The 21,360-nt window shown below is 46.6% G+C and carries 17 protein-coding genes; 9 read left to right on the top strand and 8 right to left on the bottom strand.

What is annotated here, in order from left to right:
* Positions 1-49: 49 nt before the first annotated feature.
* Both SHEWPOL2_RS14420 and SHEWPOL2_RS14415 read left to right on the top strand, forming a co-directional pair.
* A complete protein-coding gene (locus SHEWPOL2_RS14420; RefSeq protein WP_050991376.1) occupies positions 50-895 on the top strand; it encodes a DUF6671 family protein in 846 nt (281 codons plus the stop codon).
* The gene (locus SHEWPOL2_RS14415; RefSeq protein WP_037429339.1) at positions 892-1,860 is read left to right on the top strand and encodes an L-threonylcarbamoyladenylate synthase; all 969 of its coding nucleotides are present in this window, start codon (positions 892-894) and stop codon (positions 1,858-1,860) included. The genes SHEWPOL2_RS14420 and SHEWPOL2_RS14415 overlap by 4 nt, the downstream gene beginning before the upstream one ends.
* Before the next feature lie 490 nt (positions 1,861-2,350).
* Here the strand turns inward: SHEWPOL2_RS14415 and SHEWPOL2_RS14410 are convergent, their stop codons facing one another.
* Together SHEWPOL2_RS14410 and SHEWPOL2_RS14405 are read right to left on the bottom strand one after the other, a co-directional pair.
* On the bottom strand, positions 2,351-5,482 hold the full coding sequence (locus SHEWPOL2_RS14410) for a multidrug efflux RND transporter permease subunit (protein WP_037429338.1): 3,132 nt from the start codon (positions 5,480-5,482) through the stop codon (positions 2,351-2,353).
* A gap of 14 nt (positions 5,483-5,496) precedes the next feature.
* Positions 5,497-6,651 carry an efflux RND transporter periplasmic adaptor subunit gene (locus SHEWPOL2_RS14405; RefSeq protein WP_037429337.1) on the bottom strand — a complete coding sequence of 385 codons (1,155 nt, stop codon included), beginning with the start codon at positions 6,649-6,651 and terminating at the stop codon, positions 5,497-5,499.
* A 161-nt stretch (positions 6,652-6,812) separates the two neighbouring features.
* Between SHEWPOL2_RS14405 and SHEWPOL2_RS14400 the strand changes: the two genes are divergently transcribed.
* Together SHEWPOL2_RS14400 and SHEWPOL2_RS14395 are read left to right on the top strand one after the other, a co-directional pair.
* Positions 6,813-7,541, top strand: coding sequence for a response regulator (locus SHEWPOL2_RS14400; RefSeq protein WP_037429336.1), 729 nt, complete (start codon positions 6,813-6,815; stop codon positions 7,539-7,541).
* Positions 7,538-8,605: an ATP-binding protein gene (locus SHEWPOL2_RS14395; protein ID WP_037429334.1), complete on the top strand. Its 1,068-nt coding sequence runs from the start codon at positions 7,538-7,540 to the stop codon at positions 8,603-8,605. The genes SHEWPOL2_RS14400 and SHEWPOL2_RS14395 overlap by 4 nt, the downstream gene beginning before the upstream one ends.
* A 184-nt stretch (positions 8,606-8,789) precedes the next feature.
* Here SHEWPOL2_RS14395 and mnmE read toward each other — a convergent pair whose 3' ends face one another.
* The 5 genes from mnmE to rpmH all read right to left on the bottom strand — a co-directional run bounded on the left by mnmE (position 8,790) and on the right by rpmH (position 12,616).
* On the bottom strand, positions 8,790-10,151 hold the full coding sequence (mnmE, locus tag SHEWPOL2_RS14390) for a tRNA uridine-5-carboxymethylaminomethyl(34) synthesis GTPase MnmE (protein WP_037429346.1): 1,362 nt from the start codon (positions 10,149-10,151) through the stop codon (positions 8,790-8,792).
* A 104-nt stretch (positions 10,152-10,255) separates the two neighbouring features.
* Entirely contained in the window at positions 10,256-11,881 is a 1,626-nt protein-coding gene (gene yidC / locus SHEWPOL2_RS14385) for a membrane protein insertase YidC (protein WP_037429332.1), read from the bottom strand.
* Positions 11,882-11,884: 3 nt separating this feature from the next.
* Positions 11,885-12,139 (bottom strand): membrane protein insertion efficiency factor YidD, encoded by a 255-nt coding sequence (gene yidD / locus SHEWPOL2_RS14380; protein ID WP_037413461.1) that lies wholly within the window; start codon positions 12,137-12,139, stop codon positions 11,885-11,887.
* The gene (gene rnpA, locus SHEWPOL2_RS14375) at positions 12,106-12,462 is read right to left on the bottom strand and encodes a ribonuclease P protein component (RefSeq protein ID WP_011070422.1); all 357 of its coding nucleotides are present in this window, start codon (positions 12,460-12,462) and stop codon (positions 12,106-12,108) included. The genes yidD and rnpA overlap by 34 nt, the downstream gene beginning before the upstream one ends.
* 16 nt (positions 12,463-12,478) lie before the next feature.
* On the bottom strand, positions 12,479-12,616 hold the full coding sequence (gene rpmH, locus SHEWPOL2_RS14370; RefSeq protein WP_011070423.1) for a 50S ribosomal protein L34: 138 nt from the start codon (positions 12,614-12,616) through the stop codon (positions 12,479-12,481).
* 445 nt (positions 12,617-13,061) lie between these two features.
* On the opposite strand from rpmH, the gene dnaA reads away from it, so the two are divergent.
* From dnaA to gyrB, 4 genes are all read left to right on the top strand, one after another.
* The gene (gene dnaA / locus SHEWPOL2_RS14365; protein WP_037413464.1) at positions 13,062-14,444 is read left to right on the top strand and encodes a chromosomal replication initiator protein DnaA; all 1,383 of its coding nucleotides are present in this window, start codon (positions 13,062-13,064) and stop codon (positions 14,442-14,444) included.
* Positions 14,445-14,464: 20 nt separating this feature from the next.
* Positions 14,465-15,565: a DNA polymerase III subunit beta gene (dnaN, locus tag SHEWPOL2_RS14360; protein WP_037429330.1), complete on the top strand. Its 1,101-nt coding sequence runs from the start codon at positions 14,465-14,467 to the stop codon at positions 15,563-15,565.
* A 161-nt stretch (positions 15,566-15,726) separates the two neighbouring features.
* Positions 15,727-16,809, top strand: coding sequence for a DNA replication/repair protein RecF (recF, locus tag SHEWPOL2_RS14355; protein WP_037413470.1), 1,083 nt, complete (start codon positions 15,727-15,729; stop codon positions 16,807-16,809).
* A 16-nt stretch (positions 16,810-16,825) separates the two neighbouring features.
* Positions 16,826-19,243 carry a DNA topoisomerase (ATP-hydrolyzing) subunit B gene (gyrB, locus tag SHEWPOL2_RS14350; RefSeq protein WP_037413473.1) on the top strand — a complete coding sequence of 806 codons (2,418 nt, stop codon included), beginning with the start codon at positions 16,826-16,828 and terminating at the stop codon, positions 19,241-19,243.
* A gap of 87 nt (positions 19,244-19,330) precedes the next feature.
* Here the strand turns inward: gyrB and SHEWPOL2_RS14345 are convergent, their stop codons facing one another.
* Positions 19,331-19,993 (bottom strand): glutathione S-transferase family protein, encoded by a 663-nt coding sequence (locus SHEWPOL2_RS14345; RefSeq protein WP_037429328.1) that lies wholly within the window; start codon positions 19,991-19,993, stop codon positions 19,331-19,333.
* 291 nt (positions 19,994-20,284) lie between these two features.
* Between SHEWPOL2_RS14345 and SHEWPOL2_RS14340 the strand changes: the two genes are divergently transcribed.
* Positions 20,285-21,328, top strand: coding sequence for an HDOD domain-containing protein (locus tag SHEWPOL2_RS14340; protein WP_037429327.1), 1,044 nt, complete (start codon positions 20,285-20,287; stop codon positions 21,326-21,328).
* The last annotated feature ends 32 nt before the right edge of the window (positions 21,329-21,360 follow it).

The following is a 21,360-nucleotide window of genomic DNA, read 5'->3' as shown; positions in this document are numbered from 1 at the left end:
TGCTTAAAGTTAAGAATTACCCCCCTCACTTCAGGAGTGAGTATTCATCATGGATCATCAATCACATTATAAAATGCCAAAGCGAATTGCCTTGTTAAGCAAACATGGCAAGGCGGCACAAATTGTGCCAATTCTGTCGCCACTTGGGATTGAAATTGTCGCAACGGATGCATTTGATACCGACATGCTGGGCACCTTTTCTGGAGAAGTTGAGCGTACGCTTTCACCACTAGAGTGCGCTAAGAAAAAAGCGCGACTTGCCTGTGAGCTAACAGGTCTAGAGGCGGGGTTAGGCAGCGAAGGTAGTTTTGGGGGAGGGCCTTTGCCAGGAATAATGGATTGGGATACGGAGCTGATCGTACTGCATGATGCAAGGCAAAATATTGATATCGTAGCGAATGTATCTGGTCCGGTAAGCTTGCAAAGTTACCAAGGGGATGATGTTAGTGCACTTAGTGCGGCGTTATCTGGTGCTGAAGAGGGTCAAGCGTGGATAGTTAAGGTTGATGGCCATACGATCAAAGGTGTAGCCAATCTAGATATGTTGCTGGCCACATTAGAAGCGATGAATCTAGGGCCTGAAAATGGTCGTTTTGCTTGCCCAATTGATGTCGCTCCAGACCTTCGCGCGATGCATTCTCCGCTGCGGCAGCAATATATTATCAAGGCCGCACTGCAACTGGTTGAGCGCCTTCAAACACATTGCCCACAATGTCATCAAGCGGATTTCTGGCTGCGCGATCGCATCGTGGGTTTGCCTTGCCGCGAGTGTGGTACGCCAACAGATCTCGCTAAAGCTTTTATCCGTCAATGTCTTCACTGCCAATATCAACAAATTGAAACCAAAGAGGAGAGTGTGGCTGATCCTTATCGTTGCCACTGGTGTAATCCATGAGAACAGAAAGACTTAATGCGCTGAATCCTGCTGATTTACAACGTGCGGGAGAGTTGCTAATTGCGGGCGAACTAGTCGCAGTACCGACTGAAACTGTCTACGGGCTCGCGGCGGATGCCAGCAACCCTGAAGCGGTTGAAAAGATTTTTTCGGCTAAACAACGTCCTAGAAATCATCCACTCATAACTCATATTGGCTGCATCGATCAGCTTTCTCGTTGGGTTAACGTTATTCCAGATTGGGTTGCACCACTTGCCGAGGCATTTTGGCCTGGGCCGCTGACTCTTATCTTTGAGCGTCATCCCTCGGTTTCGGATGTTATAACCGGTGGATTGCCCAGTATTGCGATAAGAATGCCTGATCATCCGGTGCTTTTATCACTATTGCAACAGTTCAATATTGCCGTTGCTGCTCCATCTGCAAACTTACATAAAAAACTCAGCCCGACCAGTGCAGAGCAAGTATTGAGTGGGCTTGATGGAAGGATTGCTGCTGTACTCGATGGCGGCATTTGCAGTGTGGGTACTGAGTCGACTATTTTACGGATCAGTGAAAATCAAGCTGAGATTTTACGAAGTGGTCCATTATCCGCGAGGGATTTTCAGCCCTACTTACCGTTCCCCGTTATTACGCCTGAATGCCATCAGGAAGTGATTTCTGGCAATATGAAAGTCCATTATCAGCCTAATGCCAAAGTCGTAATTTGTGCTGCTTCACTCGCAACGCAATTTTATGCAGAGCCTGAAGCTACGGGGATATTGGGATATTCTGCACAGATGGAAAATATCCATTGCCAACATAAGCTGATATTACCGAACAACCACCAAGGATATCGACAAGCACTTTATGCCTCTCTTTACGCATTAGACCTAAAGGGGATTAAAACACTTTTGGTTGAAGCGCCGCCTCGTCTTGAGGAGTGGGCTGATATTTGGGATCGATTAAACCGCGCTGCTGCGGAATAGTTTCTCTGTGGTCAGTATTGCAGTTTTTTGCAAAAAAATGCCCCTCGTTAAAATGTTAACGAGGGGCATATGTTTTTTGGGTAGCAACCTTTTAATCATCAATTAAATATTTAAAAATCATAATATGGATTTTAATTTATCGGATGCGTTTTACTCTTTTACTTCCCTATAGAGAAACTAAAAATATAAAACTACTCAAAGTGTTAGAAAGCTATTGGTGCACATGTGAAGTGCAACCTTTTATTAGGTTTTGCCATGGAGGAATCAATTCTTGGGGATTTTCAGCATTTAAAAAGTGGGATATCTGGGAAAGTAGGAAATAATAAATAGACTTTTGATTAATTAGCTTGAAACCTTTTATTTTTAAATAATTTATTATTCTTTAGCCGTACAACAACATGCTAGTAGTAAGCCAGCCGTTGTTAGGACTAGCCTACTACTATTCCGTGGGGAGCGTAGTAGTCTAAACTGAGTACACGTGTATAGGTGTTTATCCTTTGGCCGTTTTGAAATTATTACGTCTTACTAGCTTGGTATTAATGCGCTCTTGTGTGCCGATGACAAAGACAAAAAAGATAGGAACAAAGAATATTGCTAGTATGGTTCCGCTAAGCATACCGCCGAAAACGCCGGTGCCAATAGCGTGTTGAGTTTCTGCACTCGCGCCGCTTGCAAGCATCAAAGGGACGACGCCAAGGGTGAAGGCTAGCGAAGTCATCAAGATTGGACGCAGACGCAGCCGTGCAGCGGTTACTGCTGCATCGACCAAACTGCGTCCCTCGGCGTGTAATTGGCGGGCAAATTCGACGATAAGGATGGCGTTTTTCGCTGATAGGCCAATTATGGTAATCATCCCCACCTTGAAAAACACGTCATTAGGCATGCCTCGTAGCATAACAGCTGCCACGGCTCCGATGAGTCCCAGCGGAACTACCAGCATTACCGATAGCGGAATCGACCAGTTTTCGTACAGTGCAGCAAGAACTAAAAATACCACCAGCGCAGACAACAACATAAGCAGCGGCGCCTGTGCAGCCGATTGGCGTTCCTGTAATGATGCCCCTGTCCACGCTATCGCATAGCCTAGTGGTAACTGTGCCACTAGGCGTTCCATTTCTGCCATGGAGGCTCCGCTGGAAACACCTGGCGCAGCACCTCCCGAAATTCGTACTGCCGGAAAGCCTTGAAAGCGCATCATTTGCTGTGGCGATTCACTCCATTTGGGTGTCACTACCTCCCGCAGAGGTACCATGCCACCGCTAGTATTACGCACCCGCAGGCTTAGCACGTCATCTAGCTGCATACGTGCAGACGCTTCCGCTTGCAGAATGACTTGTTGCATACGTCCATTATTCGGAAAATCATTGACATACTGTGATCCCATGGCTGCCGAAAGCGTGCTGCTTACCGCTGCGAAAGACAGGCCCATAGCCTCGGCTTTTGGTCGATTTATATCTAGGTTAATGCTTTCACCGGGCGGTAAACCATCTGGGTAGACATTGCTAACCACCTTGCTTTGAGCCGCTAACTCGAGCAGTTGCGCCTGTGCAGCAAGTAACGCCGTTTCACCACGGTTGGCTCTATCTTGCAGGTATAGAGTGAAGCCTGATGAAGTCCCCAGCTCGTCGATGGCAGGTGGCATCAGGCTCATGACAGTGCCTTCGACGTTATTTGCCATAGCTTGTTGTGCAAGTTCTGCTTCCTCTGCCGCTGTGGCACCATTACGTTTATCCCAATCTTTGAGCATAGTGAAAGCCATGGCAGCGTTTGGGCCTGAGCCTGCAAAGCTAAAGCCCTGTACTACCATATTGGTATCCAATGTTGGGCGAGTAGCTACGTGTGCTTCATATTTTTTTACCACTTCTAGTGTACGTTCGCTTGTTGCGCCAGTGGGTAATTGAATAGAGGTCATGAAGTAGCCTTGATCTTCGTCGGGTAGGAAGGACGAAGGTAATTCCTTAACCGCTAATACGAGTACAGCGCAGATCACTGCAAATGCTGCCATCATTCGCCCGCTACGCCCTACCAAGTGTACTAACCGTGCACTGTAACGAGTCGTCAAGCGTTCGAAGGCGCGGTTAAAAGCACCAAAAAATCCGCTTTTGTGTTGGTGATCTGCACTGACAGGATGCAATAGTGTCGAACATAGGGCTGGAGTTAAAGACAGGGCGAGGAAGGCTGAAATTAAGATCGACACCGCCATAGCCAAACTAAATTGTTGATAGATAACGCCTACCGAGCCGCTACCAAAGGCCATGGGAATAAACACAGCCGTTAGCACTAAGGTTATACCTATTACCGCACCAGTAATTTCCTTCATCGCCCGTGAGGTCGCTTCTTTGGGAGATAACCCTTGGGTCGCCATCAGCCGTTCCACGCTTTCAACCACCACAATAGCGTCGTCAACAATAATGCCAATGGCCAATACCATGCCAAACATAGTCAGCGAATTTATTGAAAAACCCGCCAGCAACATTACGGCAAAGGTGCCGAGCAATGCGATGGGGGCGACGATGGCTGGAATTAGTGTGTAGCGCAGCTTCTGCAAGAACAGGAACATGACCAGAAACACTAAGCCCATAGCTTCAAACAGGGTATAGATTACTTTTTTGATAGACACTTTGACGAAAGGTGCTGTGTCGAAGGGCACTGAATAGCTTATGCCTGAGGGCATGCTGGTTGCTAGTTCGGCTAAGCGTTCTCGCACTGCTGAAGCGGTGCGAACGGCGTTGGCGCCTGGGGATAGTTGAATCGCGGCACTGGTTGCCGTTACACCATTCTCACGGTTCGAAAAACCATAGGACTGAGCGCCCAGCTCAACTCTAGCCACATCAGCCAACACCAATTTGGCGCCATCGACACTGGAACGTAGGGCAATAGCGGCGAACTCCTCGGGTGTGGTCAGTTGTCCTTGTACGGTCAATGGGACTGTTAGGCGTTGTCCGGGTAAGGCTGGCTCATCACCGAGTCGGCCTGGGGCGATTTGTGCGTTCTGCTGTTCAATCGCCAGACTAAGGTCGTTCATTGTCAGGCCATAGGCGGTGAGTTTATTGGGGTCAACCCAGACACGCATGGCTTGCTCTGCACCAAATAATTGCACTCGTCCCACACCGTCGATTCGGCGTAGTTCCTCGACAACATTTCGCGCCAAATAGTCGTTTAGCGCGACTTCGTCGAATTGACCATTAGGTGACGTCATGCCAATCATCATCAGAAAGCTCGATGCTGCCGACTCAACCTGCAGACCGCTCTGCCGTACGACTTGAGGTAAGCGTGGTTCGACTGCCTTAATGCGATTTTGCACATCAACTTGGGCAAGTTCCGCATCTGTGCCCGGTTTGAAGGTGGCGGTAATTTGTGCACTTCCTGAGCTGTCAACTGATGATTCAAAGTACAGTAGGTTTTTTACCCCCGATAGTTCACGCTCGACAAGGCTTATCACAGAGTCATTAAGTGTTTGTGGCGTGGCTCCTGGATAAGCGGCATAAATGCTTACCGACACGGGGGCAACCGAAGGGTAGCGAGAGATAGGTAATTGCGGAATCGAGATGACACCAATCAGTACGATAAAGAGGGCTATCACCCATGCAAATACTGGGCGGTTAATAAAAAACTGTGGCATGGTATGTCTCCAAATCAGCGCACATCGGCACTTAATTGCTGCTCTGCTGTGGGTTGCCAAAGCCGAGCATGAACCTGCGCATCAGGACTTAGGCGTTCGATGCCTTCAACGACTATCTGCTGGCCAGCAGATAGTCCTGATATCACGCGGTAGCGGCCTGCCACTAGCTCATCGACTTTAATTGCTACTGGATGTACCTTGCCCTCCGCATTGAGTACCCATACTTGGGGTTGACCCGCCTTACGGGTGACCGTCTGTTGTGGCACTCTCAGAGTGGAAGAATAGTAAGTCTTTGGAACCCGAGCTTTTACAAAAAGACCGGGCAATAGGCGATGTTGTGGATTATCAACGAGTACACGCAGCAGTACATCGCCGGTACCTGTATCCACCTCGGAGCCTGAAAATAAGATATGACCTTTCATGCCAAGAGACTCACCGCTGCTGCTCAGGATCTCTACGCTTAACTTTGGGTTAGCTTCGTTTGCTTGCTGACGCATGCTGTCTAACATAGATGCTGGCAGTCGAACATCGACATACACTTGGTCAATTTGTTGGATCCTCGCCATTGGTGTGGTATCAGTCGGTGATACTAAGGCTCCTTCACTCACTAAGGCTTGATCAATTTGCCCTGAGATAGGGGCTTTGACGCTGGCAAATTCTAAATCTAACTGGCGCCGCGTAAGTGTCGCTTGGGATTGGGCGACATCTGCTGCGGCTTGATCGCGCAGGGAAATTGCATCATCAAACATTTGTTGGCTAACCGCTTCGGTTTTTAACAGGGAGGCCAAGCGTGCCGTTTCCTGGCGAGAACGAACCAATACGGCTTCGGCTCGTTGCAAGGCGGCTGCCGCAATAGCAACATCGGCTTTAAATTGTGCAGGATCAATCTGGAATAGCACTGTGCCAGATGTTACCTCGCTGCCTTGCTCGAACAGACGATGTTGAACTATGCCGCTAACTTGCGCGCGGATCTCTGCACTGCGAACAGCAACAACGCGACCAGGTAGATCTTCTGTGACCAATAGTGCTTCGTTATCCAGTGTGATTACAGAAACCTGGATTAGAGAGGGGGTATTTTCCTCCTGCTCCGCGGAGTCGCAACCCATCAATCCCATTACGGCAATTCCTACCAAGAGTACCAAGTTTAAATGCCGTTTTTTGCTGAACATAACCAACTCTCCTCTATTTGCTACGTTCTCACTGATGACATTGACCAATGCTTGAGAACTCACTGAATTATGACGAGTCGCTATTGCGAATTATTCGAGGCTTTGTGGAGAATGTGTGGAGGGAGTGATAAAGTTCTTCAATTTCAGCCTTAGAGCTATTTATGTCCAATCTCAATGCCACAAAAAGTCAGATGACTTCGGCACTTGTACTGATTGCCGAAGATGAAGCCGAGATTGCCGAGATTCTGATTGCCTATTTACAGCGAAGTGGGCTGCGAACTCAACACGCGACGGATGGTATTCAAGCATTAGCCATGCACGGTACATTTAAGCCCGATCTGTTGTTGCTTGATGTACAGATGCCTAATCTCGATGGCTGGAAGGTATTGAATGAAATTCGTTCCCGTGGCGATACACCAGTGATCATGCTTACCGCGCTTGACCAAGATATCGATAAGTTAATGGGGTTACGCCTCGGTGCCGATGACTATGTGGTTAAACCTTTCAATCCTGCTGAGGTGGTCGCTAGGGTTCAAGCTGTTTTGCGACGCGTCCGAATTAACCCGTCTACCAATAGCCAAATATTGCGCGTCGGCCAGTTTCAAATCGACTTAGACAGTCACGAGGCCAGCGTGAACTTGAAAGGTCAGCAGCAAATACTCGATCTGACACTCACTGAATTTAAACTGTTAGCCTGTCTGATGCGGGCGCCAAAACGTGTTTTTAGCCGTGAGGAGCTACTTATTAATTGCTTACCCGAAGGTGATACTCAGGAACGCACTGTAGATAGTCATATCAGTAAGCTGCGTAAAAAACTTGAAGCCCTTAATATTCAAGGAGTACCGCTCAGCGTCTGGGGGGTTGGCTATCGCTTTGGTGGTGAAGTATGAAGCAATCACCGGGCTTACGCAGACAAATTATTCAATCCTTAGCTGTGATGACGCTAGGGATTATTTTCCTGTCGGTATTTGGTTCCTATGTTTTCTATGCTATTGCGGTGACCTACTTGCCTGGCAGCATATCTGAAACTTGGATGCCTTCTCGGATGGAGATGATCTGGATTGTTTGCACTATCGCCGCCGCATTGGGGATGTCGCTTTTTGTTGCTGTTCGTCTGTCTCGGCGAATCCTCAATCCGTTGAATTCTGTGGCATATAGCCTACGCGAAGTCGCTCTAGGTAAACTCAACGCACGCGCAAAAATGGATCAAGACACTATGGGAGAAACCGCGCAACTGGTTAGTGACTTTAATGCGATGGCTGAGCGATTAGAGTGTATGACCCGCGAGCGGGAGTTTTGGAATGCGGCCATTGCCCATGAGCTTCGCACTCCGGTCACCATTTTGCGTGGTCGATTGCAGGGCTTAGCGGAAGGTGTTTTTAGTCCTAATAGTGAGTTGTTCGAGGGATTGTTACGGCAGGTCGAAGGCTTAAATCACCTGATAGAAGATTTACGAGTGCTGAGCCTTAACGACAATGGCCACTTAGAGTTACATCGTGTAGAGGTTTGTTTAGCGGATGAACTTAGTACAGTGATTGAAACCTTTACAGCGGCTTTAGATGCCAGAGGACTCAAACTTAAGTTGGAACTCGATTCTAGCCTTCAAGTTTACTGTGATGCCATCCGTATCCGTCAGGTGCTAATCGCACTACTAGAAAATGCTCGCCAGCATGCAGATCCCGGCGAGTTAACCGTGCGGCTCTATCATTCGGATGATAATTGCTATCTAAGTGTGGAAGATGAGGGGCCAGGTATCCCTGATGCTGCCGCCAGTTACGTATTCGAAGCATTTCGTCGAGTCGATCCTTCTCGTTCACGAAAAAGTGGCGGTAGCGGGCTTGGTCTTGCCGTGGTTAAGACTATTGTTGAAGCTCACGGCGGCCATGTGGTCTGCCAGCCATCGGGTCGTGGAGGAACAGTATTCGTTCTATTTTGGCCAATTAGGCAAGTTTAGGCTTTATTCTTGTCTACTAATATATTTATTTAATAGGTTTTTTTCTTATATTACAAATGTGCTCCAAAATTTATCTTCGGAGCACATACGGAGCAAGAATCGACAAAACCCTTCAAATTGCTTCCCACCCAATAAAACAAAATTATTTTAAAATCATAATGTTGTTTTGATGCGTTTTACTATTTTACTTCCCGATACAGAATGAGCTAAAAATTTTGCCGAGTAGATCGTCTGAAGTAAAACGGCCAGTGATTTCAGATAGGGCGAGTTGCGCCATTCTGAGCTCTTCTGCTAACAGTTCACCTGCGAGATAAACCTCTAATTGCTCTTTACCAAGTTGCAGATGGCTCGCGGCAACATCCAATGCTTCTAGGTGACGACGACGGGCGATAAAGCCACCTTCGAGATTACTCTGATAACCCATCAGCGATTTAAGGTGCTGTTTTAACTCGTCAACACCGAGGCCTGTTTTGGCCGAGATCCTATACACGCTGTAACCTTTTTCTTCGGTCATGGCGAGGTTTTCACCTGTGAGATCGGCCTTATTGCGGACAACAGTCACGCCTAAATTGGCGGGGAGACGATCGATAAAATCCGGCCAAATATCGTGGGGATCGACGGCATCCGTGGTAGTACCATCGACCATAAACAACACCCGATCGGCACTGTTTATTTCATTCCAAGCGCGCTCGATACCGATTTGTTCAACCGTATCTGTCGTATCACGTAAACCTGCGGTGTCGATAATATGCAGCGGCATACCATCTAAATGGATGTGTTCGCGCAGCACATCGCGAGTGGTGCCAGCTATTTCGGTCACAATCGCCGACTCTTTACCGGCGAGCGCATTAAGTAGACTGGATTTTCCGGCATTGGGGCGACCGGCAATCACCACTTTCATGCCTTCGCGGATAATCGAGCCTTGCTTGGCACTGGCTTGGACGGCGCTGAGTTTGTCGATGATTTTGTAGAGTGCATTGGCAATTTTGCCATCACTTAAAAAGTCGACTTCTTCATCGGGGAAATCAATCGCGGCTTCGACGTATAAACGCAGATGGGTGACTTGATCCACCAGCTCATGCACTTCCTTCGAAAACTCACCTTGCAGTGATTGCAGCGCGCTTTTAGCCGCTTGTTCACTGGTGGCATCGATAAGGTCGGCAATGGCTTCGGCCTGGGTTAAGTCCAGCTTGTCGTTCATAAAGGCCTGTTCACTAAACTCGCCAGGTTTGGCGATGCGAATGCCATCGACTTCTAATACGCGCTTGATCAGCATATCGAGGACGATTTGACCACCGTGTCCCTGCAGCTCTAATACATCTTCACCCGTGAAGGAATTAGGGCCTTTAAAAAACAGTGCGATACCTTGGTCTATCACTTGGCCTGAGGCATTTTTAAAGTCGCAGTAATCGGCGTAACGGGGTTTAGGTAAATGACCCAATACGGCCATGGCCACATCAGTTGCCTTATCACCAGAGATTCGAATGATACCCACGCCGCCCCGTCCGGGCGCGGTGGCCTGTGCCACGATAGTGTCAGTTGTCACGGAAATACCCATTAATATCGATCAAATTATCTAAAGGAAAAGGCGGCCAATGAAGCCGCCTTTTTGAATATGCTGAGCTGTTAGCTCCTATCTAGCGCTTGGGCTTATTTTAAGCCTTTTTTCTCTAGACCTGCATAAATAATCTTCTGCTGGATGATGGCAACAATGTTACCTACTAACCAGTACAGTACCAGACCCGATGGGAACCACAGGAAGAATACGGTAAAGATCACTGGCATCCATTGCATCATCTTCACTTGCATTGGGTCCATTGTCGGTGCGATGGGTTGCATTTTTTGCATCACAAACATGGACACACCCATCAGCAGCGGCAGAATGTAGTATGGATCTTGTACTGATAAGTCGTGGATCCATAACATAAATGGTGCGTGACGCAGCTCGAAGCTCTCTAGCAATACCCAGTATAGGGCAATAAAGATTGGCATCTGTAAAATAATAGGTAAACAGCCACCCATAGGGTTAACTTTTTCCTTCTTATACAGTTCCATCATGGCTTGACCCATCTTTTGACGGTCATCGCCGAAACGCTCTTTTAGTTCCTGCAGTTTTGGCTGTAGGTTACGCATCTTAGCCATTGAGGTGTACTGCGCTTTGGTAAGCGGGAACAGTAAACCACGAACGGTTAAGGTGATCAGGATAATTGCCACACCCCAGTTACCCACAAATGATTGATAGAACATCAATAACCAGTGGATTGGAACGGCTAACCACCAAAGGAAACCGTAATCAACTACTAGGTTTAAGGTATCAGATAACGCAGATAGCGCTTTTTGATCTTTAGGGCCAACATAGAACTGTGAGCTAATTTCTTGCGTTGCACCTGGTGCAATATCATATACCGCGCCACGGAAACCAATGTTCGCTAAACCGCCAGCGCTTACACTCGAGAAAATCGTGTTGCTATCGGTTGCTGGTGGGATCCAAGCTGATACGAAGTAATGTTGCAGCATCGCCGCCCAACCACCGAGAGTCGGTTGATTGAGGTTGCTCTTGCTCATATCTTCAAACTTGTACTTTTCGTAACGTACATCTTGAGTCGAAAACGCGGCGCCACGGTAAGTTGGCATCATCATGCTGCTTTCAGATGGCTTGATGGTCTGTTTAATCTGACCGTACATCTGAACTTGCAATGGAGCAGCTGAGGTGTTGTTGATTTTGTAATCGATATCAACATTAAACTTGCCACGATGGAATACAAACACTTTTGTGTAAGTCACACCGTTATCAGCCACATAGGTCAGTGGTACTTCTAAGGTGTCTTGGCCATCGGCTAAGGTAAATTCAGTTTTGCTGGCGGCAAATGCGGCGCGACCTTTAGCACTGCTATCGATACCATCACGGCCAATTAGGCCACTCTGAGCGATATAAGTGTAATCTTTGGTTTGCTCAAGCAAAACAAATGGCTGGTCTTTACCCTGTTCCAATTTATGTGAAACCAGTGCAGCAAAAACAATATCACCACCCACAGGGTTGATTTGCACATCGAGCTGATCGGTTTTAACCGTGATTAGATTTTGCGTCGCAGCGACTGCTGCTGGCACACCAGTATCCGCTTCTGGAACATCAGCACTGTGATTAGTGGTCGCATTCGCCACTACAGACGATTCGGTTGCAACGGGTTTTGGAGCTTTGTCTGCTTGCCACTGTTGCCACAGCAAAAAGCTGACAAACAGTAGTCCTATTAGCAATATATTGCGTTGAGATTCCATAGCCTATTTATTACACCTGTCATTTTTAGGGGGGACGGGATCACTACCGCCGGGATGCAAAGGGTGACATTTTAATATGCGTTTCAATGCAAACCAACAACCTTTCGCGGTTCCGTGCACTTTTATTGCCTCAATGGCGTAATGAGAGCAAGTGGGATTGAAACGACATCGAGGTCCCAAGATTGGGCTGATGAAGATTTGATAGCCACGAATAAACGTGGTTGCTAGCCATTGTAGCGGCGACTGAGTTTGCGCCATAGCTTTTCTATCAACTTGTTGAGTTCGGCATTTTCCATTTCCATCACCCCATTTCTAACCAGCACAACAATATCAAGATGAGGAATATTGTGTTGATTGAGGCGAAAACTATCTCTGATCACTCGCTTAATGCGATTTCGCTGATTGGCACGTTTTACGTAGCGTTTAGCAACAGTAAGACCCAGACGCGGATGTTGTTCCGAATTAGGAATGGCAAGCAAGGTTATTTCAGCAGAAGATGCTTTGATGGGATTGGAAAATACAGATTTAAATTGCGCGGGAGTTAGCAAGCGTAACTCCCGCGTAAAGGTATAGCTAGTCAACTAGTTATCCACTTAATTAAGCAGATAAACGAGCGCGACCTTTCGCACGACGACGTGCAAGCACCTTACGGCCGCCTGCAGTAGCCATACGAGCGCGGAAGCCGTGAGAACGCTTGCGCTTCAGGTTGCTAGGTTGAAAAGTACGTTTACTCATGATGGCAATCCGTCTTTGTTATTAGTGAACATATCCTTATCTCCACGAATAGAGGTAAGGGTAAAAAAGAGGCCGAATTGTAATCACTTTACTTGTCCCCGTCAACAACGAAAGTCAGCAAGTGGGTTATTTCTGCCAGCGTATCCTTAGATCAACTCCCCCCACACACTATAAGATGTGGATAACTCTGTGTATGGACACTACATCTAGTAGTTAAGAGGAACTGTTAACAGATCAAAGGGGCGCCATTATAGATCAATCTGGATCGCTTAATAAAGCGGGATTTTCCCTATTTGTTGAATAAAAGGATCGAATTTGATCTTTGATGATCGAGGATGCTGACAAAGAATGATCTTGTTGGGGATAATTATTTTTTAAGGATAGCGATCCTTGAGATCTCGCTATAGAATACACCTCTTTTTGATGATCTTTTGGGGATAACTTAGTGGCGGTTTCACTTTGGCAACAATGTATCGGAAGACTGCAAGATGAGCTTTCTGCTCAGCAGTTCAGTATGTGGATCAGACCGTTACAAGCCGAAATGGATGGAGATACTTTGGTGTTATATGCGCCTAACCGCTTCGTGCTCGATTGGGTTAGGGATAAGTACATCAATATCATTAATCAGTTTTTTACTGAGCAAATGGGTAATGATGCGCCTAAGCTACGCTTCGATATCGGTAGTCGTCCGTCCGCGAAAAAGCCAGAACCTGCGCCCGTCGCAGCAGTGCGCGTACCCAATCCCCAAACTAAGGCTTCTGTTGGTACATCATTTAATACCACCGAGCCTGTGACTAACACTAACCATCGCAGCAATATCAATCCAACTTATCAATTCGATAACTTCGTTGAGGGTAAGTCAAACCAACTTGGTAAAGCGGCTGCATTGCAAGTAGCTGAAAATCCAGGCGGTGCATATAACCCACTATTCTTATATGGTGGAACTGGTCTAGGTAAGACTCACTTGTTGCACGCTGTCGGTAACGGGATCATTAAAAATAATCCCAATGCTAAAGTGGTTTATATGCATTCCGAGCGTTTTGTGCAAGACATGGTCAAAGCGCTGCAAAACAATGCGATCGAAGAATTCAAACGCTATTACCGTAGTGTCGATGCACTGTTTATCGACGATATTCAATTTTTTGCCAATAAAGACCGATCCCAGGAAGAATTTTTCCATACCTTTAACGCACTGCTTGAAGGTAACCATCAGATCATCCTGACATCGGATCGTTATCCAAAAGAGATCGACGGGGTAGAGGACAGATTAAAATCCCGCTTTGGTTGGGGCTTAACAGTTGCTATTGAACCGCCAGAGCTTGAAACTCGCGTGGCGATTTTGATGCGCAAAGCGCAAGAGAGCGGCATTAACCTGCCCGATGAAGTGGCCTTTTTTATTGCTAAGCGCTTACGTTCAAACGTACGCGAGTTAGAAGGGGCGTTAAACCGCGTGATCGCCAACGCTAACTTTACCGGTCGCCCAATAACGATTGATTTTGTGCGTGAAGCACTACGTGACCTCTTGGCACTGCAGGAAAAATTAGTCACTATAGACAACATTCAGAAAACCGTAGCTGAATACTACAAAATCAAGATGGCTGATATGTTGTCTAAGCGTCGTTCGCGCAGTGTTGCGCGCCCAAGACAAGTGGCCATGGCGTTATCCAAAGAATTAACTAACCAGAGCTTGCCGGAAATTGGTGATGCCTTTGGTGGTCGAGATCACACCACAGTGTTACATGCCTGTCGTAAGATTGCTCAGCTACGGGAAGAGAGTCACGACATTAAAGAAGATTATGCTAACTTGATTAGAACCTTATCTTCTTAAAATCAAGGAATTTGGACACTATGAAATTTTCAATTGATAGGGACGCCCTATTAAAGCCGCTTCAATTGGTTTGTGGTGCGGTAGAAAGACGCCATAACTTGCCTATTTTGGCAAATCTCCTTGTAGAAGTTAGTGGTCACTCACTCAAATTAACAGGTACTGACCTTGAAGTTGAGTTAGTCGGTCAGGCGGTTATTCATGGTGATATCGAAGAAGGTCGAACTACAGTTCCTGCTAAGAAGCTGTTAGATATCGTTAAATCTTTGCCTGAGCAAAGCGAGCTTAAGGTCGAGCAGCAAGATAACAAGTGGTTGTTACGCTCTGGCCGTAGTCGTTTTTCGCTGGCAACCCTGCCCGCAGAAGAATACCCCAATGTGGAAGCCTTTCAGGCGGAAATCGAATTCACCCTTAAGCAAGGCGTGCTGAAGTCGTTGATTGATGCGACCCAGTTTTCGATGGCGAACCAAGACGTTCGTTACTATCTGAATGGTTTATTGCTCGAAACCGAAGGTAATGTGCTGCGCGCCATTGCTACCGACGGTCACCGCTTAGCCTTAAGTCACAGAACCATAGATGCACAATTACCTGAAAAACAAGTCATCGTGCCCCGTAAAGGCGTGATGGAAATGGCGCGTTTGTTGGAAGCCGACGATTTAGATATCGCAATTGCCATTGGTGATAATGCGATTCGTGCGACCACCAGCACTACTGTCTTTACCAGTAAATTAGTCGATGGTCGTTTCCCCGATTATCGCCGCGTGTTACCTAAGGGCGGTGATAAAATCGTTATCGCCAGCCGTAACCACTTCAAGCAAGCTTTAACGCGCGCTTCTATTTTATCGAATGAGAAGTTTCGTGGTGTACGCATTCAGTTAGAGGCGGGGTTACTGAAAATCACCGCTAATAACCCAGAGCAAGAAGAAGCGGAAGAAATCATCGATGTGGATTACAACAATCAGCCACTCGAAATTGGTTTCAACGTCAGTTACTTATTGGACGTGCTCAACAACCTTAAGTCCGATGATGTGCGTATCACCTTAATCGATGGTAACTCAAGTGCCTTGCTGGAAAACCACTTGGAAGAAGATTCCATGTATGTGGTTATGCCAATGCGCTTATAGTCATCCTATTTCTACGCAGTGCCATACGCCGCTTTATAGCGGCGTATATGTCTTCAAACCTTATCTCTTGTTGCCTTATTAACTCTAATGGATGTGAATTGCGGTATGATAACAGTCCTGAGTCTTGGCCTGAGCCGTCGATACGGTTTGATGAGTAACGCATGAGCCTTATCCGTCTTAATATTGATTCTTTTCGCAATATTCAATTGGCGCAACTGAGCCCGAGTGAAGGGATTAATCTGATCTATGGTCAAAATGGCAGTGGCAAAACCAGTATTCTTGAGGCGATTTACTTTCTCGGGATGGGGCGTTCGTTTCGCAGCCACTTATCTCAACGAGTCATCAATAACGACCAAGACAAACTAACCCTGTTTGCGACCTTAAATTTACCCCGCGGCGACAGTAAAATCGGTCTGCGGCGTTTTCGCAGTGGCGAAACCGAAGTCAAAATTGACGGCGAAAAGGTCAAACGGCTATCGACTTTAGCTGAAACCTTGCCCATACAAGTCATCACGCCGGAAAGCTTTTCGTTATTGTTTGAAGGTCCAAAATCCCGCAGGCAGTTTATTGATTGGGGGGCCTTTCATTCGGACCCACAGTTTTATGCGGCGTGGGTGAATGTGAGGCGAGTTCTTAAGCAACGAAATCAGCTACTTAGGAATAATTCTCCCTATGATCAAATCCAATATTGGGATCGGGAGTTTGTCCGTTATACCGAGCAGGTCACTGAAATACGAAACCGTTATGTAGACTCGTTAAATGAGCTACTTAAGGGTATAATCGAGGAGTTTTTACCGCAGGTGAATGTTAAGGTTTCATTTACCCGCGGATGGGATAGCAAAACGGATTTTGCACAACTTCTCGAATCACAATATCCCAGAGATTTGGCTACGGGTCATACCGTCAGCGGTCCCCATAAAGCTGACTTAAGACTTCGTGTAGGCACTTTGCCGGCGCAGGATGCCCTGTCCCGTGGTCAATTGAAATTATTAGTCTGTGCACTGCGTATTGCACAGGGAAAGTTGCTCAAACAACAAATAGATAAACACAGTATTTATCTTGTGGATGATCTTCCATCCGAGTTGGATGCACAGCATAGGCAGCTATTGCTGAAACAGCTAGTGGACACTGGTGCACAAGTGTTTGTGACCGCCATTGAGCCAGCAGCAATAGTCGATTCGTTACACACGCCTCCCAGTAGGATGTTCCATGTGGAACACGGACGTGTAACGGTAATTGAATAACCATTGAGAGAATAATATGTCAGAGAATAGTTACGATTCTTCGAGTATTAAGGTCCTTAAGGGCCTTGATGCAGTACGTAAGAGACCTGGGATGTATATTGGTGACACCGACGACGGTACGGGTCTACATCATATGGTGTTCGAAGTAGTCGATAACTCTATCGATGAAGCCTTAGCGGGCCATTGTACTGATATCACAATTACTATCCATGTGGATGGTTCGGTTTCTGTTAAGGATGATGGCCGTGGTATTCCGGTCTCTATCCATGAAGAAGAAGGCGTATCGGCCGCAGAAGTTATCATGACGGTTCTGCATGCTGGTGGTAAGTTCGACGATAACTCCTATAAAGTGTCAGGTGGTCTGCACGGTGTGGGTGTGTCGGTGGTCAACGCGCTTTCTAAAAAGCTGCAATTAACCATTCGTCGCGATGGTAAAGTCCACGAGCAGTTTTACACCCATGGTGTACCTGATGCGCCAATCAAAGAGATTGGTGATGCAACTAAAACGGGTACCGAAATCCGTTTCTGGCCAAGTGAGCAAACTTTCAGTGATGTTGAGTTTCACTTTGAAATCCTGGCTAAACGGGTGCGAGAACTGTCGTTCCTTAACTCTGGTGTGGGGATTCGCTTAGTCGACGAGCGTGATAATAAAAACGAATTCTTTAAATACGAAGGCGGTATCAGCGCATTCGTTGATTACTTGAACCGTAATAAAACGCCGGTAAACAAAGATGTATTCCACTTTATGCAGGAGCGTGACGACGGCATTACCGTTGAAGTGGCGATGCAGTGGAACGATGGTTACCAAGAAAACATATTCTGTTTTACCAACAACATCCCGCAGCGTGACGGTGGTACTCACTTAGCCGGTTTCCGTAGTGCGTTGACACGTAACCTCAACAACTACATGGAAAACGAAGGTTATAACAAGAAAGGCAAAACCAACGCGACTGGCGATGACGCCCGCGAAGGTTTAACGGCTGTTATCTCGGTTAAAGTGCCCGATCCTAAGTTCAGCTCGCAAACCAAAGACAAGCTAGTGTCTAGCGAAGTGAAAGCCGCGGTTGAACAAACCATGGGTGAAAAGCTAAACGACTATCTGCTTGAAAACCCAGCCGATGCTAAGTTAATCGTTGGTAAGATTGTTGATGCGGCTCGTGCCCGTGAAGCGGCGCGTAAAGCCCGTGAAATGACGCGTCGTAAAGGCGCGCTCGATTTAGGTGGTTTGCCTGGTAAGCTGGCGGATTGCCAAGAGAAAGACCCTGGTCTTTCAGAAATCTACATAGTGGAAGGGGACTCTGCTGGCGGTAGCGCTAAGCAGGGACGTAATCGTAAGAATCAAGCGATTCTGCCACTGAAAGGTAAAATCTTAAACGTTGAGAAAGCCCGTTTCGATAAAATGCTGTCTTCTCAAGAGGTTGCAACACTAATCACCGCACTTGGCTGTGGTATTGGTCGTGATGAATACAACCCAGATAAGACTCGCTACCACAACATCATCATCATGACGGATGCTGACGTCGACGGCTCGCACATTCGTACCTTGCTGTTGACCTTCTTCTTCCGCCAAATGCCTGAACTGATTGAACGTGGTTATGTGTATATTGCTCAACCACCTTTATTCAAAGTGAAGAAAGGTAAGCAAGAACAATATCTGAAAGACGAAGCGGCACTGACTCAGTATTTGACCACTCAAGCGTTAGATGGCACCAGCATTTATCCATCTCAAGGTGCGCCAGGTATGTCGGGTGAGCCATTAGAGCGTTTAGTGACGCAATACCGCGAAGTAGAGGCGATTGTTGCCCGTTTAGAGCAACGTTATCCAACGCATATCACTAATCGGATGCTTTACCACCCAATGATCAGCAATGAGATGTTGGCCGATGAAGCTAAGATGAAGGAATGGATAGACGCCTTTATCCATGAGTTGGTGGAATTAGAAAATAGCGGCGTGCTGTATTCTGGTGAGCCTGTACTCGATCCTGAGCGTAAAGTGTATCTGCCAAAGATCACCATTCGTAAACATGGTATCGACACGCATTACCTATTTAGCTATGACTTCTTCCAATCAATGGATTATCAACGTATTGCTAAGTTAGGTGCAGCCCTAGAAGGCTTGATTGAAGCCGGTGGTTATGTGCAACGTGGTGACCGAGTGAAAGAAGTCGGCAGCTTCATTGAAGCACTAGATTGGACGATTTCAGAAGCTAAACGTGGTTTATATATCCAACGTTATAAAGGATTGGGTGAGATGAACCCTGAGCAATTGTGGGAAACCACAATGGATCCTGAATCACGGCGTATGCTGCAAGTGACCATTGATGACGCCGTCGGCGCAGACCAATTGTTTACTTGCTTGATGGGCGATCAAGTAGAACCGCGTCGTGAGTTTATTGAAGCCAACGCGCTGAACGTGGCTAACTTAGACGTTTAATATCTAGACGTTTAATATCGTTTTTTACAGACTAAAGTGATTGATAAAAAAGGGAAAGCTTAGCTTTCCCTTTTCTTTTGCAAAAAATTACCTATCAACACCTGCCTCATCAGCTTCGACAATTTCAGTCTCCGCTTTTGCGGCAGTTATCCAAGCCTGCATTTCTGGCTGGCTCACAATAAATTCCATATACGCTCGGCTCGCTTGCGAGACTTCAATCTCATAGGTAAAGAAGCGCATTACCACTGGTGCAAACATCATATCGGCGATTGACCACTCGCCAAATAACCAAGTGCCCTGATTTTTGGATGGGGTAAACTCAGTCATTTGCTGAGACCAAATGCTGTCGATGCGTGCAATATCTTGCTGAACAGCGGGGTTAAGCTCGACATATCGACGGGCACGGATATTCATAGGCAGGGCATTTCGCAGGGCATGAAAGCCTGAATGCATTTCACAGGCGAGGGAGCGAGCCTTGGCTTTTTGTTTTGGCTCTTGTGGCCATGCAGTGCCTGAAAGATAACAATCATTGATATATTCACAAATTGACAGTGAATCCCAAACGGTAATGTCACCATCGACCAGTGTTGGTACTTTTAACGTTGGCGAAATGGATTGGAGTTGCTGGTAGAAGCTATCGGTATCGAGTGGTAATAGCACTTCATCGAACTTAACGCCTGATTTCGCTGCCATTAACCAAGCTCGGAGCGACCAGCTAGAGTAGTTTTTATTGCCGATATAGAGTTTCATAAGCGCCTTCCAATTTTGAGTCGTGCTAATCACTATACATTATGTTTGTTTTTCACCGAGCGGTTAAGTTGTTGCATGCTCATTTCAGCCATTAAAATTGCTCACGCTATCAAGCTAAATTGGACTATGGTTTCACGTGAAACAATTCGACTTGGTAACCTTATCTTAAGTTTGGCAACATATACTCAAGCTGCACATAATACTGATACTGGCTGCTCTAGCATATCAATTACAATGGACGGATAATGTAATACTGGCTCAGTAAACACAGCTTTCATAGGTTGGAATATTTTGATTAAATCCATATTCAACAAAATTTTTAATATCCGTGAACAAGCAACACTTGAGCGACCTAAAAGCTTTAGTCAGACCGATCTCAGCAAACCTATAACGACAGCGTCACCTAAAAAACGTGTAGAAGAGCAATGTGATACTTCGATGAGTATTGACTTAGCGGCGCTGTTTTATAGTTTGTTATTCCCCGCCAGAACCAAAGATGCTGGTGGCGTTGCTAATAACCTTGAACGGCGAGTAATGGCTGAAATAGAGCTCGCCTTAGCATCGCCACAAGTGATTGCAGAAAAGGTGCTTAAGCTTCCCTCTAAGGTATTGGAGTTAGACCGTAAGTTAGCTGATCCACAGTTTGATACTAAAGACTTGTTGGCGTTAATCGAGCAAGATCCTTTACTGAGCGTCGAAGTGCTTAAGCTGTGTAACTCACCGGCCTTTAAGCGTGGTGAGCGGGAAGTGACTAGCTTGCAGCAAGCTTTAGTACAACTTGGCCGTGAACAGTTACGTTGCTTTGTGACTAGCTGCCTAGTGCGTGAGATGCTAGATATTAAACCCATTTATTTTCGGCGTTTTGGCGCTGAGATTTGGCGTCATTCAATGCAGGTGGCCTTTTTAACTAGCGAGCTGAGTGAAGAAGATAGGGACACCGCATTCCTATTAGGATTACTGCATGATGTGGGTAAGCTCGCCATCTTCAAAATGTTGCTTGATGCTTTTGTGCAAGCAGAGCCTGGTGAGCAGCCAAATTCTTGGTTATTCCGACAAGTGATGACGGCCAAATCACTTACCTTAAGTGCATTATTAGCAAGATATTGGCAGTTACCCAGTATTTTTGAAGCTGAACTGGATAAACTTGCCCACGTACATACCCGGCCGCATGAGGGGATTGCCGCAGTGGTTTGGCGCGCCAATATCATCAGTGAGATTTCGATGCTGCAGCAAGCGGGTAAATTGCCTGCTGACATGCTGAGCAACTTATTAGCCTTGGTTGGACTGGATCAAGTTCAATTTGAGGCGCTGCATGAAAAACTCCAGCAATTTTAATAAATTGCAGCCAATAAAAAAACGCGCTATCA

It is taken from the genome of Shewanella sp. POL2, from assembly GCF_000282755.1.
Lineage (GTDB): Bacteria > Pseudomonadota > Gammaproteobacteria > Enterobacterales > Shewanellaceae > Shewanella > Shewanella xiamenensis.
This window is presented reverse-complemented; position numbering and strand designations above follow the sequence as displayed.

Bases quoted from the DNA above. Each gene is read 5' to 3' on its own strand.
- SHEWPOL2_RS14420 (WP_050991376.1), top strand. From the start codon at position 50: ATGGATCATCAATCACATTATAAAATGCCAAAGCGAATTGCCTTGTTA.
- SHEWPOL2_RS14415 (WP_037429339.1), top strand. From the start codon at position 892: ATGAGAACAGAAAGACTTAATGCGCTGAATCCTGCTGATTTACAACGT.
- SHEWPOL2_RS14410 (WP_037429338.1), bottom strand. From the start codon at position 5,482: ATGCCACAGTTTTTTATTAACCGCCCAGTATTTGCATGGGTGATAGCC.
- SHEWPOL2_RS14405 (WP_037429337.1), bottom strand. From the start codon at position 6,651: ATGTTCAGCAAAAAACGGCATTTAAACTTGGTACTCTTGGTAGGAATT.
- SHEWPOL2_RS14400 (WP_037429336.1), top strand. From the start codon at position 6,813: ATGTCCAATCTCAATGCCACAAAAAGTCAGATGACTTCGGCACTTGTA.
- SHEWPOL2_RS14395 (WP_037429334.1), top strand. From the start codon at position 7,538: ATGAAGCAATCACCGGGCTTACGCAGACAAATTATTCAATCCTTAGCT.
- yidC (WP_037429332.1), bottom strand. From the start codon at position 11,881: ATGGAATCTCAACGCAATATATTGCTAATAGGACTACTGTTTGTCAGC.
- yidD (WP_037413461.1), bottom strand. From the start codon at position 12,139: ATGGCGCAAACTCAGTCGCCGCTACAATGGCTAGCAACCACGTTTATT.
- rpmH (WP_011070423.1), bottom strand. From the start codon at position 12,616: ATGAGTAAACGTACTTTTCAACCTAGCAACCTGAAGCGCAAGCGTTCT.
- dnaN (WP_037429330.1), top strand. From the start codon at position 14,465: ATGAAATTTTCAATTGATAGGGACGCCCTATTAAAGCCGCTTCAATTG.
- recF (WP_037413470.1), top strand. From the start codon at position 15,727: ATGAGCCTTATCCGTCTTAATATTGATTCTTTTCGCAATATTCAATTG.
- gyrB (WP_037413473.1), top strand. From the start codon at position 16,826: ATGTCAGAGAATAGTTACGATTCTTCGAGTATTAAGGTCCTTAAGGGC.
- SHEWPOL2_RS14345 (WP_037429328.1), bottom strand. From the start codon at position 19,993: ATGAAACTCTATATCGGCAATAAAAACTACTCTAGCTGGTCGCTCCGA.